The sequence below is a fragment of the Streptomyces sp. NPDC088706 genome, from assembly GCF_044752765.1.
In the GTDB taxonomy this organism is placed as follows: Bacteria; Actinomycetota; Actinomycetes; order Streptomycetales; family Streptomycetaceae; genus Streptomyces.
In genome coordinates this window covers 15,050-30,732 of the sequence record NZ_JBIVLW010000009.1, presented here as the reverse complement: position 1 = coordinate 30,732, position 15,683 = coordinate 15,050, and the positions used below count along the sequence as shown (strand labels likewise).

Here is a 15,683-nt window from a genome sequence, read left to right as displayed (position 1 = left end):
TGCGCGCCGCGGTCGCGGACGACGGACGGCTGACCGCGTCCGCGCCGGCCGGCCCCCTCGGCGGGTCAGCCGCCCGTCCCGTTGCTCGCCAGCGCGTCCGACAGCTCCCCCGCGACCTGCTGGAGGATCGGCACGATCCGCTCGGTCGCGCTCTCCGTCACCCGGCCCGCCGGGCCCGAGATGGAGATGGCGGCCGAGGTGGGGGAGTTCGGTACGGATACCGCCAGGCAGCGGACCCCGATCTCCTGCTCGTTGTCGTCCACCGCGTACCCCGCCCGGCGCACCTGCTCCAGGGCGTCGAGGAAGCCCTCGGGCGTGGTGATCGTCTTCTCGGTCGCGGCCGGCATGCCGGTACGGGCGAGCAGCGCGCGGACCTCGTCGGCCGGGGTGTCGGCGAGCAGCGCCTTGCCCACACCGGTGGAGTGCGGCAGGACCCGGCGGCCCACCTCGGTGAACATCCGCATGGAGTGCTTGGAGGGCACCTGGGCGACGTACACGATCTCGTCGCCGTCCAGCAGCGCCATGTTCGCCGTCTCGCCGGTCTCCTCCACCAGCCGCTGGAGGTAGGGGCGGGCCCAGGTGCCCAGCAGCCGGGCGGCGGACTCGCCCAGGCGGATCAGCCGGGGGCCCAGCGCGTAGCGGCGGTTGGGCTGCTGGCGCACGTAACCGCAGACGACGAGGGTGCGCATCAGCCGGTGGATGGTCGGCAGGGGCAGGCCGCTGCTCGCGGACAGCTCACTCAGCCCGACCTCGCCCCCGGCGTCGGCCATCCGCTCCAGCAGGTCGAAGGCGCGCTCAAGGGACTGCACCCCGCCGCTGGCACCGGTGGGCTTGGAGTCGGCTGTGCTGGCGTGGGACGGCGGCACGTCAACGGTCCTTTCGAAGCGGAAGGCAAGGCAGCAGCCTACCGGGCGCCCGCCGATCGGCCCACCGCCCTCCGGTCGGCTTCCGTGCCGGTCAGGGGCTGTTTTGTCCGGGTGCCGACGGTCGGTGCGGCGGTGCGGTGCGGTCTCTTCTGGCCCATGCTACGTTCCGCACTCCGAAATACGACTTCTACTTTGTGGAAATTTCTAGTCGGCCCCCGCCGGATCGCGGAGCGGGCCCGCCGACTCACCGCAGGGGAAAGTGGGGTCTTGACGAGGGCGATTCCCGAGTGAAGACTCCTTCGAAGGCTTCAACAGTTCGTTGAATTCCTGTCGTGATCATTTCTGGAGTGAAGGAGCACGGGTGTCCGGTCCGGATGTGAACCTGGTACTGCGCTCGACGCGCGTCGTCACCCCCGAGGGCACCCGCCCCGCGACGGTCGCCGTCGCGGGCGGCACCATCGACGCGGTCCTGCCGTACGACGCCGAGGTGCCCGCCGGCGCCCGCCTGGAGGACTTCGGCGACGACGCCCTGCTCCCCGGCCTGGTCGACACCCATGTCCATGTGAACGACCCCGGCCGCACCGAGTGGGAGGGCTTCTGGACCGCCACCCGCGCGGCGGCGGCCGGCGGCATCACCACGCTCCTGGACATGCCGCTCAACTCCCTCCCGCCGACCACCACCGTCGAGCACCTGCGGATCAAGCAGCAGGTCGCCGCCCCCAAGGCACACGTCGACACGGGCTTCTGGGGCGGTGCGATCCCCTCCAACGTGAAGGATCTGCGCCCGCTGTACGAGGCCGGGGTCTTCGGCTTCAAGTGCTTCCTGTCGCCCTCCGGGGTGGAGGAGTTCCCCGAGCTGGACCAGGAGCAGCTGGCCCGCTCCCTGGCGGAGATCGCCGGGTTCGGCGGGCTGCTCATCGTCCACGCCGAGGATCCGCACCACCTCGCCGAGGCCCCGCAGCGCCCCGGCCCCGCCTACGCCGACTTCCTCGCCTCCCGCCCGCGCGACGCCGAGAACACCGCGATCGAGGGGCTCATCGCCCACGCCGAACGGCTGAACGCCCGGGTCCACGTCCTGCACCTGTCCTCCAGCGACGCCCTGCCGCTGATCGCCGCAGCCAAGCGTGAGGGCGTCCGCGTCACCGTCGAGTCCTGTCCGCACTTCCTCACCCTCACCGCCGAGGAGGTCCCGGACGGGGCGACGGAGTTCAAGTGCTGCCCGCCGATCCGCGAGGCCGCCAACCAGGACGCCCTGTGGGCCGGGCTGGCCGACGGCACGATCGACTGCGTCGTCTCCGACCACTCGCCCTGCACCACGGACCTGAAGACCCCGGACTTCGCCTCCGCCTGGGGCGGGATCTCCTCCCTCCAGCTCGGTCTGCCCGCCATCTGGACCGAGGCCCGCAGGCGCGGCCACTCCCTGGACGACGTGGCCCGCTGGATGTCCACCGCCCCCGCCGAGCTCGCCGGACTGAGCCGGAAGGGTGCCATCGAGGCCGGACGCGACGCCGACTTCGCGGTCCTCGCCCCCGAAGCGGCCTTCACCGTCGACCCCGCCGAGCTCCACCACCGCAACCAGGTCACCGCCTACGCCGGGAAGACCCTGCACGGCGTGGTCCGCTCCAGCTGGCTGCGCGGTGTCCGCATCGTCACCGACGGCGTCCTGGCCGAGCCCACCGGCCGCCTCCTCGAACGCGACCACTGACCGTTCCTGAAAGGAACCCCTGACCATGACGGACGCCGCGATACCCCGTTTCACCGGTGACGCCCGCCCGTACGCGGGCGGCGACCCGTACGCCGACCACCGCACGGCCGACTTTCCCTTCGCCCACCTCGTCGACCTGGCCGACCGCCGCCTCGGGGCCGGGGTCGTCGCCGCCAACGACGAGTTCTTCGCCGAGCGTGAGAACCTGCTGAAGCCCGGGCCGGCCGTCTTCGACCCGGAGCACTTCGGCCACAAGGGCAAGATCATGGACGGCTGGGAGACCCGCCGCCGCCGCGGGGCCGGCGCCGCCGAACCGCACCCCAACCCCGACGACCACGACTGGGCCCTCGTCCGCCTCGGCGCCCCCGGTGTCATCCGGGGCGTCGTCCTGGACACCGCCCACTTCCGCGGCAACTACCCGCAGGCCGTCTCTGTCGACGCGGTCTCGCTGCCCGGCTCCCCGTCCCCCGAGGACCTGCTCGCCCCCGACGTGAAGTGGACGACGCTCGTCCCGCGCACACCGGTCGGCGGCCACGCGGCCAACGGGTTCGCCGTCGACGCCGAGCAGCGCTTCACCCACCTGCGGATCAACCAGCACCCGGACGGCGGGATCGCCCGGCTGCGCGTGTACGGAGAGGTCGCCCCGGACCCCGCGTGGCTCACCGCGCTGGGGACGTTCGACCTCGCCGCGCTGGAGAACGGCGGCCAGGTCGAGGACGCCTCCGACCGCTTCTACTCCCCGGCCACCAACACCATCCAGCCCGGCCGCTCGCGCACGATGGACGACGGCTGGGAGACCCGTCGCCGGCGCGACCGGGGCAACGACTGGATCCGCTACCGCCTGGCCGCGCGGTCCGAGATCCGGGCCGTCGAGATCGACACCGCCTACCTCAAGGGCAACTCGGCGGGCTGGGCGAGCCTTTCGGTACGGGACGGCGAGGACGGTGACTGGTCGGAGCTCCTGCCCCGGACCCGGCTCCAGCCCGACACCGACCACCGCTTCGTCCTGGACGGGCCGGTGCGCGCCACCCACGTACGGATCGACATCTTCCCGGACGGCGGGATCTCCCGGCTCCGGCTGTACGGGTCCCTCACCGAGGGCGGCGCGGACGCGCTGGCGGCCCGGCACCGGGAGCTGGGCGGCTGACCGCACGCGACCGGACCGGCGCCACCGCGATCGCAGGGGGATCACGGTGGCTCGCCGGACCGTCCAGCGCGCCTCAGAACTCCTCGTGCGTGTCCGGGTCGCCGCCGAAGCGCCGCTGCCGCCCCGACGCGATCGTGGTCAGCTCCTGCGCCGTCAGCTCGAACCCGAACAGGTCCAGGTTCTCCCGCTGCCGCCCCGGGTCCGCCGACTTCGGGATCGGTACCGCGCCGACCTGGGTGTGCCACCGGAGCACCACCTGCCCCGGCGTCACCCCGTGATCCTCGGCGATGGCGACCGTCGAGGGGTCCTCCAGCACCTCACGGCCCCGGGCCAGCGGGCTCCAGGCCTCCGTGACGATGCCCTTCGCCGCGTGCACCGCCCGCAACTCCTCCTGAGGGAGCAGCGGGTGCATCTCGATCTGGTTCACCGACGGCAGCACGCCCGTCTCCCGCTCCAGCCGCTCCAGATGGGCGGCGGTGAAGTTGGAGACGCCGATGGAGCGGACGAGACCGTCCGCGCGGAGCCTGATCATGGCCTTCCAGGTGTCGACGTACTTGTCGACATGGGGGAGTGGCCAGTGGATCAGATAGAGGTCGACGTACTCGACGCCCAGCCGGGCCCGCGACTCCTCGAACGAGGCCAGCGTCTGCTCGTACCCGTGCTGCCGCCCCGGCACCTTCGTGGTGAGGCGGACCTCCTCACGCGGGACACCGCTGCGGGCGATACCCCGGCCGGTGCCGGACTCGTTGCCGTAGTTCAGCGCGGTGTCGACGAGCCGGTAACCGAGCTCCAGGGCTCCCGCGACGGCCTCCTCCGCCTCCGCGTCGTCCAGCGGGTAGGTGCCGAGGCCCACCGCCGACAGGGAGGTGCCGTCGTTGAGCGTGCGAACCGGTGTGTCGCCCATGGTCGGTCCCGACCTTTCCGTAGCCCCTTGTCGCGTCACGTCACGTCCTGCCCCGTCCGGGCCAGCGTAGGCGGGTGACCGGGACGGGGCAGCTCGGCGCAATCACGGGGATCGCGGGTCCGGGAGGAAGGCGGCGGGCTCAGGCCGCGTGACCGCCGTCCACGACGACCTCCGTGCCGGTGATGAAGCCCGCCTCCGCGCCAGCCAGGTACGTCACGAGGGAGGCCACCTCGTCCGCCGTACCGAAGCGGCCCAGCGCGGTGGCCGCCCGCTGCCCCTCGGCGAACGGCCCGCCCGCCGGGTTGAGGTCGGTGTCCACCGGGCCCGGCTGGACCAGGTTCACCGTGATGCCGCGCGGCCCCAGCTCCCGGGCGAGCGGCTTGGTCAGCCCGGCGAGGGCGGACTTGCTCATCGTGTAGAGCGTCGACCCGGTCCCTCCCGTGTAGCGGCTCAGCGCGGTGCCGACCGAGATGATGCGGCCGCCGTCGGCCAGCCGGTCCGCCGCCGCCCGGCAGGCGAGGAAGACCGCCCGCACGTTCACCGCCAGGACCCGCTCGACCTCGGTGTCCGGCAACTCCGCTATCGGACCGAGTACCCCGATGCCCGCGTTGTTGACCAGGACATCGAGCCGGCCGAGCGCGTCCGCCGCGCCGTGCACCGCATCGGCGGCGGCCCCGGCGTCCGCCGCGTCGCTGCGCAGGGCGACCCCGCGCCGGCCCGTCCCCTTGATCTTCGCCACGACCGCGCGGGCGGCCTCCGCGTCCTGGACGTAGGTGATGGCGACGTCCGCGCCCGCCTCGGCGAGCCGCAGGGCGATGGCCGCGCCGATGCCGCGGCTGCCTCCGGTGACCAGAGCGGCCCGGGGGGCGGGGGTGGTGATGGTGGTGCTGGACATGGTGGGGTTCCTCGCCGTCGGGGAGCGCCGCCGATCCGGCGACAGGAACCAGCAAAGTCGCCCGGCGGCCCGGACACCGGCGGGAATCGGACGGGGCGTGCATCCCCCGTCCCGGCCGTAGCTCACGCACGCCGAAGCCGTAGCTCACGCACGCCGAAGCCGTAGCTCACGCACGCCGAAGCCGTAGCTCACGCACGCCGAAGCCGTAGCTCACGCACGCCGAAGCCGAGGCCCACGCCGGGACCGCTACAGCACCGGCAGCCGCGCGGTCTCCGTCGCCGCCGCCCGCAACCGCAGCAGGATCGCCCGCGCCGCCTTGGCGTACCCGAGGCTGTTGTTCTGGAGCACCGACTCCGCGTTGGCCAGTTCGAGGAAGGCGATCACCTCGAAGGCCAGCTGCCGTACGTCGGTCTCCCCGGCCAGCTCGCCCGTGACCCGCGCCTCCTCGATCGTCTCCTCCACGAAGGTGACCCAGCCGGTCTGCGCCGCGGCCAGCGCGTCGTGCACCTTGCCGCCGCGGGCGTCGAACTCGGCGGTGGCGGCGTAGAAGAAGCAGCCGCCCCGGAAGACCCGCTCCCGGGAGTACGCGATCCACGCCTCGCACATCCGCCAGATCCGGCCGATCCCCGGAGGCACCGAGCGGGTCGGGCGCAGCACATGGTCGACGTAGACCACGACCGCGGCGCGCACGGTGGCGAGCTGCAGCTCCTCCTTCGACCCGAAGAGGGCGAAGACCCCGCTCTTGCTGATCTTCAGCTCGGTCGCCAGCCGCCCCAGGGAGAGGCCTTCCAGCCCCTCCACCGAGGCGATCTGCACCGCGCGTCCCAGGATCAGCTGCCGCGTCTGGTTGCCCCGCTCGACCCGCCCGTCCAGCCGTACTGCCGCCATGTGACCACTCCGTACCTCAGAGTTATCGAGGCGTCATTCTAGGGACGGCCGAAGGTGCCGCCGGACCACCCGCCGCCCGGCCGTCCGTCCCGTCCACCGGCGGGTCCGCTCCTGACCACGGGCGATACCGGCGGATGATCCGGCCGGATTCCGGCCCGTGGGACAGGTGTTCCTTTCCGCCGTGCCCGGCGCGTAGCGTGATCGTTCCGCGTGTGAGCCGCCTCGCCGCCCGGGGCATCACCATCACCGGGGGCGCCGCAGCGCGGCACAGGCGGACCGCGCAGGCAGGACGGACGGCTGATCAGGTCCTGATCGCGTCCGCCGCGGCCATCACGACGATCCCCGTCACCACCAGCACGATGTTGACGAACACCGAGCGGGCGTCGAGGAAGTCGACATGCCGCACCACCGCCCACAGCCGGAACCAACCGGTCCACTCGTACAGCAGCCCGCCGACGCCCTGGGCGAAGACGAGGAACCCGACCGACTCGACGAATTTCTTCATGGGCCGAGGCTCCCGCCCGCCCCGCCCCCGCCGCGTCGGCCATAAGACCCCTCGGCCGCGCCGAAAGTAGCCGGCCCGCCGACTTTGGTCGCTCCCGTGCCGCGCGGGGCCCGTCCCGGCCACCCGGCTGCGTAACTTTGTCGATATGACGCGCACCGAGTACCGCTGGCTGCTCCCCTCGGCGATGGCCGATCCCGAGCTGCCCGGCGACCGGCCCCGGACCCGGTCGCGGTCGCGGCGGACCGTACGCGACTGGGCCGTCGACCTCGCGGCCTTCCTCTGCGCTGCGGGCATCGCCCTGCTCGCCCTCGCCGCGATCGACGCCGAGGGCTCGACCCCGGCCCCGGTGATCCTCGCCGACTCGGTGATCGGCGCCGCCGCCTGCTGCGCTCTCTGGCTCCGGCGGCGCTGGCCCGTCCCGCTCGCCGTCGCCCTGACCGTCCTGTCCATCGTGGAGCCCGTCGCGGGCGGCGCCCTGCTGGTCGCCCTGTTCAGCCTGGCCGTCCACCGCCCGTTCAAGCCGGTGGCGAGCGTCGGTGCGGGCGCGCTGATCGTGGCGCCCCTCCAGCCGTTCCTGCGCCCCGACCCGCAGACCGGCTTCGTCGCCTCGCTCCTCTTCGGGGTCCTGCTGATCCTGCTGGTGCTCAGTTGGGGCATGGTCGTACGGTCCCGGCGCCAGCTCGTGCACACGCTCCGCGAACGGGCCCGCCGCGCCGAGGCCGAGGCGGAGCTCCGCGCCGAACAGGCCCAGCGGCTGGCCCGGGAGGCCATCGCCCGGGAGATGCACGACGTCCTCGCCCACCGGCTCACCCTGCTCAGCGTCCACGCCGGTGCCCTGGAGTTCCGGCCCGACGCCCCGGCCGCCGAGATCGCCCGGGCCGCCGGCGTCATCCGGGACAGCGCCCACGAGGCGCTCCAGGACCTACGGGAGATCATCGGCGTGCTGCGCGGCCCCGGGGACACCGGTGAGGGCGAGCGGCCGCAGCCCACCCTCACCACCCTGGGCGCCCTGGTCGACGAGTCCCGCCAGGCGGGCATGAAGGTCACCGTCGACCAGCGCGTCGCCGCCCCGGCGGACGCCCCCGCCGCCTCCGGCCGCACGGTGTACCGCATCGCCCAGGAGTGTCTGACCAACGCCCGCAAGCACGCCCCGGGCGCCGAGGTCACCATCACCGTGACCGGCGGGCCCGGGGACGGCCTCACCATCGAGGTGGCGAACCCGGCCCCCACCGAACCCTTCGAGCGGGTACCCGGCTCCGGCCAGGGGCTCATCGGCCTCACCGAACGGGCCACGCTCGCCGGGGGACGGCTGGACCACGGCCCCACGCCCCAGGGCGGCTTCGTGGTGCGGGCCCGGCTGCCGTGGCCCGCCGGATGAGGCGGGGGAGCCGGCCGCGCGGGAGCCACTGGCTACGGTGGCCGTCATGAACACCCCGGCGTCGACCGCCCCCTCCGCGCCCCGGCCCGTCCGGCTGCTCATCGTCGACGACGACCCGCTCGTGCGGGCCGGGCTCACCCTGATGCTGGGCGGGGCCGACGACATCGACATCGTGGGGGAGGGCGCGGACGGCAGCGAGGTCGCCGGCCTGGTCGAACGGCTGCGCCCCGACGTCGTCCTGATGGACATCCGGATGCCCGGCATGGACGGGCTCACCGCGACCGAGGAGCTGCGCCGCCGCCCCGACGCACCCGAAGTCGTCGTCCTCACCACATTCCACGCCGACGAGCAGGTGCTGCGGGCCATCCGCGCCGGAGCGGCGGGATTCGTCCTGAAGGACACCCCGCCCGCCAGGATCGTGGACTCGGTCCGCCGGGTCGCCGCCGGCGACCCGGTGCTCTCGCCCGCCGTCACCCGGCAGCTCATGGCCCGTGCCGCGGGAGGTGCGCGGGACGACCGCACCAGCCGGGCCGAGCGGGCCCGCAGGCGGTTCGCGGAGCTGGCGGAGCGCGAGAGGGCGGTGGCGGTCGCGGTCGGGCGCGGGCATTCCAACGCGGAGATCGCGGGCGAGCTCTACCTCAGCGTGGCCACCGTCAAGACCCACGTCTCGCGGATTCTGGCCAGACTCGACCTGAACAACCGGGTGCAGATCGCCCTGTTGGTCCACGATGCCGGGCTGCTCGACACGGACGGCGGGGAGAGCGGCGGCCTACGCTGAGGGGGGAGCGGCCTACGGAGCCGCGCGCCGAGGGCCCGGTGCACGTGGTCCGCGGCGAGCGGACGGAGCGCGGCCGTCCGGTCGCGGAGGGGCAGGCGGCTTCCGGTGCGCCGGCGGGCCTTCCCGCTCCCACACCCATCGATGGAGAAGGGGTACCTGGTGACCACCGAAGCGACCTCAGGAACCGACGCCCTGGTCGATCTCGCCGCGCTCGGCGACGACTTCACCCGCGACCCGTATCCGCTCTACGCCGCGTTACGGGCCAAGGGCCCGGTCCACCGGGTCCGCATCCCCGAGGGCACCCACGCCTGGCTCGTCGTGGGGTACGAGGCCGGGCGGACGCTCCTGGCCGACCAGCGGCTCTCCAAGCAGTGGGCCAAGGCCTCGCCCGCGCTCGGCGTCACCAAGGTGTCCGCGGGCACCTCGATGCTCAGCAGCGACGCACCCGACCACACCCGGCTGCGCAAGCTGGTCGCCCGGGAGTTCACCCCCCGCCGGATGGAGCAACTGGCCCCACGCATCCAGGAGATGACCGACGAACTGCTGGAGCGGATGCTCGCGGCACCCGACCGGCGGGCCGATCTCGTCGAGGCGCTCTCCTACCCGCTGCCGATGAACGTCATCTGCGAGCTGCTCGGCGTGCCCTTCCTGGACCGGAGGGCCTTCCGTGAGTGGTCCAACCAGGCGGTCTCCTCGGTCGATGCCTCGAAGCGCGCGGCCTCCACCCAGGCCATGGCCGGCTATCTGTCCCGGCTGCTCCAGGACAAACGGGCGCGGCCGGGTGACGACTTGATGAGCGCGCTGATCCACACGGCCGACGAGGACGGTGACCGGCTCTCCGCCGACGAACTGATGGGCATGGCCTGGCTGCTGCTCGTCGCCGGCCACGAGACCACCGTCAACCTCATCACCAACGGTGTGCACAACCTGCTCGCACACCCGGACCAACTGGCCGCCCTGCGCGCCGACTTCGGGCTGATCGACGCAGCGGTCGAGGAGATCCTGCGCTTCGAGGGGCCCGTCGAGACACCGACGTACCGCTTCACGACCGAACCGATCGACATCGACGGCACGGTGATCCCCGGCGGCGGCGAACTGGTCCTCGTGGCCGTGTCGGACGCCAACCGGGACCCGGCCCGCTTCCCCGACGCGTCCCGCTTCGACATCACCCGGGACGCCCGGGGCCACATCGCCTTCGGGCACGGCATCCACTACTGCCTGGGTGCCCCGCTGGCCCGGATCGAGGTGCGGGTCGCCCTCCGGTCGCTGCTGGAGCGCTGCCCGCAGCTGCGGCTCACCGCCGACCCGGCGTCGCTCGACTGGCGCACCGGCATCCTGATGCGGGGACCGTTGAGCCTGCCCGTGGCCTGGTAGGGCGGGCGGCTGCCGGCTCCGGCGGCGCCGCTCACCCGCCGGGGACCTCCGTCATCGCCACCGGGCGGCGCTCGCGCCGGGAGATCTCGCAGGCCTCGGCGATCCGCAGGGCGTGCAGGGCCTCCCGCCCGTCGCACGGGTTGGGCAGCTCGCCCCGGGCGACGCGGAGGAAGGCGTCCAGCTCCGCCTCGTACGCCCGGGCGAACCGCTCCAGGAAGCCCGGCCAGGGCTTCGGCGGGGCACCGGGACCTTCCGGCTCGGCCGAGGTCAGCGGCGTACGGTCGTCGAGGCCGACGGCGATCTGGTCCAGCTCGCCGGCCAGCTCCATGCGGACGTCGTAGCCGGCGCCGTTGCGGCGGGTCGCGGTGGCGGTGGCGAGCGTGCCGTCCTCCAAAGTGAGCAGGACCGCGGCCGTGTCCACGTCCCCCGCCTCCCGGAACATCGCGGGCCCCCGGTCCGACCCGGCGGCGTACACCTCGCCGACCTCGCGGCCCGTCACCCATCGCAGGATGTCGAAGTCGTGGACCAGGCAGTCCCGGTAGAGCCCGCCGGAGAGCGGGAGGTAGGCGGCGGGCGGCGGGGCGGGGTCGGAGGTGACGGCCCGTACGGTGTGCAGCCTGCCGAGCCTGCCCTCCCGCACCGCCGCCCTGGCCTCGCCGTACCCGGCGTCGAAGCGCCGCATGAAACCCAGCTGGAGGACGCTGCCCGCCGCCTCGACCGCCGCGAGGGCGCCGAGCGTGCCGGGCAGGTCCAGGGCGATCGGCTTCTCGCAGAACGCGGGGAGCCCGGCCCGGGCGGCCCGGGCGATGAGCGGGGCGTGGGCGGCCGTGGCCGAACAGATCACCAGCGCGTCGGGGAGGTCCCGGCTCCCGCCGGTGAACATCGCGTCCACCGTGACGGCGGTGGCTCCGGTCCGGGTGGCCGCCGCGGCGGCGCGCTCCGGATCCGCGTCCGCCACCAGCAGGGAGTCCACGGCGGGGTGACGGCTCAGCACCTCCGAGTGAAAGGTGCCGATACGTCCCGTCCCGATGAGTCCGATGCGCATGGCCCCAAGGTGACGTCGGCCGGTCATCATGTCAAGCGTTTGTCCTGACAAATGGCGCCGCAGTCCTCGCCCCGACGCCCACCGGCGGCGCTCACCATGGCTTTGTCCGGACAATCGAACTACGCTCGCCCCGTGACCGCACAAGGAGCCGATCAGCCGCTGCCGCTGAGTGTGGACCGCACCAGCCCGGTGCCGCTCTACTTCCAGCTGGCACAGCAACTGGAGGCCGCCGTCGAACAGGGCCGGCTGGCCCCCGGCACCCTGCTCGGCAACGAGATCGACCTCGCCGCCCGCCTCGGCCTCTCCCGCCCCACCGTCCGCCAGGCCATCCAGTCGCTCGTCGACAAGGGGCTGATGGTGCGCCGCCGGGGCGTCGGCACCCAGGTCGTCCACAGCCAGGTCCGCCGCCCGCTGGAGCTCAGCTCGCTCTACGACGATCTGGAGGCGGCCGGCCAGCGCCCCGCCACCAAGGTCCTGCGCACCGCCACGGAGCCGGCCACCGCCGAGATCGCCGCCGCACTCGGCCTCGCCGAGGGCACCGAGGTCCACCTCGTCGAGCGGCTGCGCTACGCCCACGACGAGCCGATGGCCCTCCTGCGCAACCACCTGCCTCCGGACCTGCTCGCCCTCCCGGCGCGGCAGCTGGAGTCCACCGGCCTCTACCGGATGATGCGCGCCTCGGGCATCACACTGCACAGCGCCCGCCAGTCCGTCGGCGCACGCGCCGCGACGGCGGGGGAGGCCCACGCCCTGGGCGAGGAGCCGGGGGCGCCGCTGCTCACGATGGAGCGCACGACGTACGACGACACGGGGCGCGCCGTCGAGTTCGGCTCCCACGTCTACCGGGCCTCGCGCTACGCGTTCGAGTTCCAGCTACTGGTGCGCTGAACCCAGCCCGTCAGGGCGCGCCCCCTCCAGCCCGTCCGGCGTTTGAGGACGGAACCCTTGCGCCGGCGCGCCCCCTCCAGCCCGTCCGGCGTTTGAGGACGGAACCCTTGCGTGGGTGGGCCCGCAGGCAGATGATCCTGAGCATCGGGCTCCCCCCGAGGACGACCGCCCCCACATCGACGGTTCCGTCCTCAAACGCCGGACGGGCTGGTGTGAGCACCCCGCACGGGCTGGGGGTGAGCCCCCGGACGGGCTGAAGACCCGGGCCCCCGGGCGGGAGCGGGCAAGGCTCGGGGATACTGGGCAGTCGGCCCGGGGCCGCGTACACTCCCCGGCCCCGTCAAGCGCACAGCGAGCAGCAGCAGAAGGGCACGGCGTCGTGGCAAGGGTTCGGACAGGGGTACGTGCGCTGGGCGCCGTGCTGGCAGTGGTGCTGGGCGCCTCCCTCGCGGGATGCAGCAGCACCGGCGGCAAGCGGGCGGAAGAGCGCGCGGCCGAGGCCGCCGAGGGCCGGGCCGCGGTGAACACGCCCCGCTGGACCTTCGCCATGGTCACCCACTCGGGCGACGGCGACACCTTCTGGGACATCGTCCAGAAGGGCGCCGAGCAGGCGGCCGTCAAGGACAACATCAACTTCCTCTACTCGCACAGCGACGAGGCCCAGCAGCAGGCCCAGCTCGTCCAGACCGCGATCGACAAGAAGGTCGACGGGCTGATCGTCTCGCTGGCCAAGCCCGACGCGATGAAGGGCGTGGTGGCCAAGGCCGTCAAGGCCGGCATCCCGGTCATCACGGTGAACTCCGGCTCCGCCGAGTCCAAGGAGTTCGGCGCCCTGACCCACATCGGCCAGGACGAGTCGATCGCCGGTGAGGCCGTCGGCGACGAGCTGAACGAGCGGGACCGCAAGAAGGCGCTCTGCGTCCTGCACGAGCAGGGCAACGTGGGCCACGAGCAGCGCTGCGCCGGGGCGAAGAAGACCTTCGACGGCACGATGCAGAACCTGTACGTCGACGGCACCAACATGCCCGACGTCACCGCGTCCATCGAGGCCAAGCTCCAGTCCGACAAGAGCATCGACGCGGTCGTCACCCTCGGCGCCCCCTTCGCCGACGCCGCCGTGCAGGCCAAGCAGACGGCGGGCAGCAAGGCCGAGATCGACACCTTCGACCTGAACGCCAAGGTCGCCACCGGCCTCCAGAGCGACAAGCTCGGCTTCGCCGTCGACCAGCAGCCCTACCTCCAGGGGTACGAGGCCGTCGACCTGCTCTGGCTCTACCGCTACAACCGCAACGTCCTCGGCGGCGGCCTGCCCGTCCTGACCGGCCCGCAGATCATCACCAAGGACGACGCCGACGCCCTGGCCGACTTCACCGAGCGGGGCACCCGATGAGCGGCTCCACCGCCGCGCCCGACCAGCTCGACGAGCGCCTCGTCCGCACCTCGCCGCTGCGCAAGCTGCTCGGCCGCCCCGAGCTCGGCTCGGTCGTCGGCGCGGCAGCCGTCTTCCTCTTCTTCGCGATCGTCGCCGACAGCTTCCTCCAGGCCTCCAGCTTCGGCACGGTCCTGTACGCGGCCTCCGTCCTCGGCATCATGGCCGCCCCGGTGGCGCTGCTGATGATCGGCGGCGAGTTCGACCTCTCCGCCGGTGTCCTGGTGACCAGCTCCGCGCTGATCTCCTCGATGTTCAGCTACCAGATGACGGCCAACGTCTGGGTCGGCGTCTTCGTGTCCCTGCTGGTCACGCTCGCCATCGGCGCGTTCAACGGGTTCATGTTGACCCGGACCAAGCTGCCGAGCTTCATCATCACGCTCGGCACGTTCCTGATGCTGACCGGCCTCAACCTCGGCTTCACCAAGCTGATCAGCGGCACCGTCTCCACCAAGGCCATCGGCGACATGGAGGGCTTCGAGTCGGCCCGGGCCCTGTTCGCCTCGACGCTCACCCTCGGCGGCGTCGAGTACAAGGTGACCATCCTGTGGTGGGTGGCGCTCGTCGCGCTCGCCACCTGGATCCTGCTCCGTACCCGCTTCGGCAACTGGATCTTCGCCGTCGGCGGCGAGGCCGACGCGGCCCGCGCGGTCGGCGTCCCCGTCGTCCGGACCAAGATCGGGCTCTACCTGGGCGTCGCCTTCGCCGCCTGGATCTCCGGACAGCACCTGCTGTTCAGCTACGACGTCGTCCAGTCCGGCGAGGGCGTCGGCAACGAGCTGACGTACATCATCGCGGCCGTCATCGGCGGCTGCCTGATCACCGGCGGCTACGGCTCCGCGATCGGCTCGGCGGTCGGTGCCTTCATCTTCGGCATGACCAGCAAGGGCATCGTGTACGCCGAGTGGAACCCGGACTGGTTCAAATTCTTCCTGGGAGCGATGCTGCTCCTGGCCACCCTGCTCAACGCGTGGGTGCGCAAGCGCGCGGAGGCGACGTCATGACGGCCACTACCGAGAAGCCTGTCGGCCCCCTCGTCGAGCTGGACGACGTATCGAAGTTCTACGGCAACATCAAGGCCCTGGAACACGTCTCGCTGGAGGTCCACGCGGGCGAGATCACCTGCGTCCTCGGCGACAACGGGGCCGGCAAGTCCACCCTCATCAAGATCATCGCGGGGTTGCACCGGCATGACGCCGGGCGGTTCCTGATCGAAGGCGAGGAGACCACCCTCGCCAACCCGCGCGACGCCCTGGACCGGGGCATCGCCACCGTCTACCAGGACCTCGCGGTCGTCCCGCTGATGCCGGTCTGGCGGAACTTCTTCCTCGGCTCCGAGCCCACCACCGGCGCCGGCCCCTTCAAGCGCCTCGACGTGGCGAAGATGCGCGGGACGACCCGTACCGAACTGCTGCGCATGGGCATCGACCTGCGCGACGTGGACCAGCCCATCGGCACCCTCTCCGGCGGCGAGCGCCAGTGCGTGGCGATCGCCCGCGCCGTCTACTTCGGGGCCAGGGTCCTCGTCCTGGACGAGCCGACCGCCGCCCTCGGCGTCAAGCAGTCCGGGGTGGTGCTCAAGTACGTGGCGGCCGCCCGCGACGCCGGGCTCGGCGTGGTCCTCATCACGCACAACCCGCACCACGCCCACCTCGTCGGCGACCGGTTCATCCTGCTCAAGCGCGGCGTGATGTCCGCCAGCCACACCAAGGACGACGTCACGCTGGACGAGCTGACCCGGCAGATGGCGGGCGGCAGCGAGCTGGAGGAGCTCAGCCACGAGCTGGAACGCACCCCGACGCCCACCCTCCCGGGCAGCCAGGACGCGACCGGCAGCTGACCTCGACCGGCGGCCCGCCCCGGCGCGGCCCACCCGGGCCG

At 72.8% G+C, this 15,683-nt stretch carries 15 protein-coding genes; 9 read left to right on the top strand and 6 right to left on the bottom strand.

All coding sequences use genetic code 11. The features are described from left to right. Positions 1–65: 65 nt before the first annotated feature. Positions 66–866 carry an IclR family transcriptional regulator gene (locus ACIQAK_RS21015; protein WP_366390075.1) on the bottom strand — a complete coding sequence of 267 codons (801 nt, stop codon included), beginning with the start codon at positions 864–866 and terminating at the stop codon, positions 66–68. Positions 867–1,227: 361 nt separating this feature from the next. Here ACIQAK_RS21015 and allB point away from each other — a divergent pair, with 361 nt between their 5' ends. Together allB and alc are read left to right on the top strand one after the other, a co-directional pair. Further along, positions 1,228–2,571: an allantoinase AllB gene (allB, locus tag ACIQAK_RS21010; protein ID WP_366390076.1), complete on the top strand. Its 1,344-nt coding sequence runs from the start codon at positions 1,228–1,230 to the stop codon at positions 2,569–2,571. A gap of 25 nt (positions 2,572–2,596) precedes the next feature. After that, entirely contained in the window at positions 2,597–3,718 is a 1,122-nt protein-coding gene (alc, locus tag ACIQAK_RS21005) for an allantoicase (RefSeq protein WP_366390077.1), read from the top strand. Positions 3,719–3,791: 73 nt separating this feature from the next. Here the strand turns inward: alc and ACIQAK_RS21000 are convergent, their stop codons facing one another. The 4 genes from ACIQAK_RS21000 to ACIQAK_RS20985 form a co-directional block, all read right to left on the bottom strand. Next, positions 3,792–4,622, bottom strand: coding sequence for an aldo/keto reductase (locus ACIQAK_RS21000; RefSeq protein WP_366390078.1), 831 nt, complete (start codon positions 4,620–4,622; stop codon positions 3,792–3,794). A gap of 139 nt (positions 4,623–4,761) precedes the next feature. After that, positions 4,762–5,517: an SDR family oxidoreductase gene (locus ACIQAK_RS20995; protein ID WP_366390079.1), complete on the bottom strand. Its 756-nt coding sequence runs from the start codon at positions 5,515–5,517 to the stop codon at positions 4,762–4,764. 246 nt (positions 5,518–5,763) lie between these two features. Continuing rightward, entirely contained in the window at positions 5,764–6,405 is a 642-nt protein-coding gene (locus tag ACIQAK_RS20990; RefSeq protein WP_366390080.1) for a TetR/AcrR family transcriptional regulator, read from the bottom strand. Between the two features lie 301 nt (positions 6,406–6,706). Then, the gene (locus ACIQAK_RS20985; RefSeq protein ID WP_366390081.1) at positions 6,707–6,910 is read right to left on the bottom strand and encodes a hypothetical protein; all 204 of its coding nucleotides are present in this window, start codon (positions 6,908–6,910) and stop codon (positions 6,707–6,709) included. A 145-nt stretch (positions 6,911–7,055) separates the two neighbouring features. Here ACIQAK_RS20985 and ACIQAK_RS20980 point away from each other — a divergent pair, with 145 nt between their 5' ends. The 3 genes from ACIQAK_RS20980 to ACIQAK_RS20970 all read left to right on the top strand — a co-directional run bounded on the left by ACIQAK_RS20980 (position 7,056) and on the right by ACIQAK_RS20970 (position 10,440). Then, complete coding sequence (locus ACIQAK_RS20980; RefSeq protein ID WP_366390082.1) at positions 7,056–8,288, top strand: histidine kinase; 1,233 nt, start codon at positions 7,056–7,058, stop codon at positions 8,286–8,288. A gap of 46 nt (positions 8,289–8,334) precedes the next feature. Continuing rightward, positions 8,335–9,066: a response regulator transcription factor gene (locus ACIQAK_RS20975; protein WP_366390083.1), complete on the top strand. Its 732-nt coding sequence runs from the start codon at positions 8,335–8,337 to the stop codon at positions 9,064–9,066. Between the two features lie 141 nt (positions 9,067–9,207). Next, positions 9,208–10,440 carry a cytochrome P450 gene (locus tag ACIQAK_RS20970; protein ID WP_366390084.1) on the top strand — a complete coding sequence of 411 codons (1,233 nt, stop codon included), beginning with the start codon at positions 9,208–9,210 and terminating at the stop codon, positions 10,438–10,440. 31 nt (positions 10,441–10,471) lie between these two features. Here ACIQAK_RS20970 and ACIQAK_RS20965 read toward each other — a convergent pair whose 3' ends face one another. Continuing rightward, on the bottom strand, positions 10,472–11,485 hold the full coding sequence (locus ACIQAK_RS20965; protein WP_366390085.1) for a Gfo/Idh/MocA family oxidoreductase: 1,014 nt from the start codon (positions 11,483–11,485) through the stop codon (positions 10,472–10,474). Between the two features lie 132 nt (positions 11,486–11,617). Between ACIQAK_RS20965 and ACIQAK_RS20960 the strand changes: the two genes are divergently transcribed. The 4 genes from ACIQAK_RS20960 to ACIQAK_RS20945 all read left to right on the top strand — a co-directional run bounded on the left by ACIQAK_RS20960 (position 11,618) and on the right by ACIQAK_RS20945 (position 15,642). Then, positions 11,618–12,373 carry a GntR family transcriptional regulator gene (locus ACIQAK_RS20960; protein WP_366390086.1) on the top strand — a complete coding sequence of 252 codons (756 nt, stop codon included), beginning with the start codon at positions 11,618–11,620 and terminating at the stop codon, positions 12,371–12,373. A gap of 409 nt (positions 12,374–12,782) precedes the next feature. Continuing rightward, entirely contained in the window at positions 12,783–13,763 is a 981-nt protein-coding gene (locus ACIQAK_RS20955; protein WP_366390135.1) for a sugar ABC transporter substrate-binding protein, read from the top strand. After that, entirely contained in the window at positions 13,760–14,806 is a 1,047-nt protein-coding gene (locus ACIQAK_RS20950; RefSeq protein ID WP_366390087.1) for an ABC transporter permease, read from the top strand. The genes ACIQAK_RS20955 and ACIQAK_RS20950 overlap by 4 nt, the downstream gene beginning before the upstream one ends. Further along, entirely contained in the window at positions 14,803–15,642 is an 840-nt protein-coding gene (locus ACIQAK_RS20945) for an ATP-binding cassette domain-containing protein (protein WP_366390088.1), read from the top strand. Before ACIQAK_RS20950 ends, ACIQAK_RS20945 begins: the two co-directional genes overlap by 4 nt. Positions 15,643–15,683: the final 41 nt, after the last annotated feature.

Bases quoted from the DNA above. Each gene is read 5' to 3' on its own strand.
- alc (WP_366390077.1), top strand. From the start codon at position 2,597: ATGACGGACGCCGCGATACCCCGTTTCACCGGTGACGCCCGCCCGTAC.
- ACIQAK_RS21000 (WP_366390078.1), bottom strand. From the start codon at position 4,622: ATGGGCGACACACCGGTTCGCACGCTCAACGACGGCACCTCCCTGTCG.
- ACIQAK_RS20995 (WP_366390079.1), bottom strand. From the start codon at position 5,517: ATGTCCAGCACCACCATCACCACCCCCGCCCCCCGGGCCGCTCTGGTC.
- ACIQAK_RS20990 (WP_366390080.1), bottom strand. From the start codon at position 6,405: ATGGCGGCAGTACGGCTGGACGGGCGGGTCGAGCGGGGCAACCAGACG.
- ACIQAK_RS20985 (WP_366390081.1), bottom strand. From the start codon at position 6,910: ATGAAGAAATTCGTCGAGTCGGTCGGGTTCCTCGTCTTCGCCCAGGGC.
- ACIQAK_RS20980 (WP_366390082.1), top strand. From the start codon at position 7,056: ATGACGCGCACCGAGTACCGCTGGCTGCTCCCCTCGGCGATGGCCGAT.
- ACIQAK_RS20975 (WP_366390083.1), top strand. From the start codon at position 8,335: ATGAACACCCCGGCGTCGACCGCCCCCTCCGCGCCCCGGCCCGTCCGG.
- ACIQAK_RS20970 (WP_366390084.1), top strand. From the start codon at position 9,208: ATGGAGAAGGGGTACCTGGTGACCACCGAAGCGACCTCAGGAACCGAC.
- ACIQAK_RS20965 (WP_366390085.1), bottom strand. From the start codon at position 11,485: ATGCGCATCGGACTCATCGGGACGGGACGTATCGGCACCTTTCACTCG.
- ACIQAK_RS20950 (WP_366390087.1), top strand. From the start codon at position 13,760: ATGAGCGGCTCCACCGCCGCGCCCGACCAGCTCGACGAGCGCCTCGTC.
- ACIQAK_RS20945 (WP_366390088.1), top strand. From the start codon at position 14,803: ATGACGGCCACTACCGAGAAGCCTGTCGGCCCCCTCGTCGAGCTGGAC.